The organism is Siphonobacter sp. BAB-5385 (genome assembly GCF_002261125.1).
GTDB lineage: Bacteria > Bacteroidota > Bacteroidia > Cytophagales > Spirosomataceae > Siphonobacter.
Genome location: NZ_NMPS01000266.1, coordinates 1 through 1177, shown reverse-complemented (window position 1 = coordinate 1177; position 1177 = coordinate 1). Strand labels below are relative to the sequence as shown.

Genomic DNA, 1177 nt, shown 5'->3' with positions numbered 1-1177 from the left:
ATTATGGATTCCCTGCCCGAAATGGCCTACGACGCCATTACGCGGCTGGCTTCCCAGATATGTGGTACCCCGATCAGTATGATTTCGCTCATTGACCGCACCCGGCACTGGGTCAAATCAAAAAAGGGTATCGAAGCTACTGAAATTCCGCGTGAACTTTCGTTTTGTGCCCATGCTATTCTGGAACCTGAAATTCCACTGATTGTGTCCGATATGCGGAAGGACGAACGTTTTCATGACCATCCGTTCACCATAGGTCAGCCGGGGGTGATTTTTTACGCCGGTATTCCGCTGGTCAATCCAGAAGGGTACCCGCTAGGCTCCCTGTGTCTGATCGATGAAAAACCCAAGCAGCTCAGCGAAGATCAGCTACAAGCCCTCAAAGACCTCTCCTACCAGGTGGTCATGCTGCTGGAACTTCGCCGCAAGCACTTTCAGGCCGAACGGGCCCGGGCCGAAGCCGAAGAAGCCCGTCAGGCCAAAGCCCGTTTCCTCTCCACCATGAGCCACGAAATCCGCAATGCCCTCAGCCCCATCATCGGCTCGGTGGGTTTGCTGGCTATGGAAGAAGACAGCCTGACCCCCTCCCAACGCGAGCTGATCGAGCTACTCGAGTTCTCCTCCCAAACCCTGCATACGCTGCTCGACGAAGTGCTCGACTACGGCAAACTCGAAGCGGGCAAGGTCTATCTGGAGGAAATTCCCGTTGATCTCAGATCACTGACGGAAAAAGTCATTCAGATTCACCAGCCTCTGGCGGCCAAAAAGCAGTTGCAACTCATCAAGCAGGTGGATACGACTCTGCCCGAGAAGGTGCTCGGCGACCCCACCCGGCTCACGCAAATTCTGAGCAATCTGCTGACGAATGCCATCAAGTTTACCCAGCAGGGCAGCGTGAGCTTGAGGGTGGGACTTCTGGAGACGACGCCCGAGAGTTACCGGCTTCGCTTTGAAGTGCAGGACACGGGCATTGGCATTCCTGAGGAGTCCTTGAAGCAGATTTTTGAGGAGTATTCCCAGGCCTCGCTCGACACGACCCGCAAATTCAAGGGCACGGGACTGGGACTGGCCATTGTGCATTTGCTGCTGAGTCTGCATCAGAGTCAGATCTTTGTGGAAAGTCAGCAGGGTCAGGGCTCCCGCTTTTACTTCGATATTGCCTTTCCTAAAACCGTTT

General features: G+C 54.5%; 1 protein-coding gene. It reads left to right on the top strand.

What is annotated here, in order from left to right:
- A partial coding sequence (locus BWI93_RS27345; RefSeq protein ID WP_141217628.1) for a GAF domain-containing protein occupies positions 1-1177 on the top strand: 1177 nt, incomplete at both ends.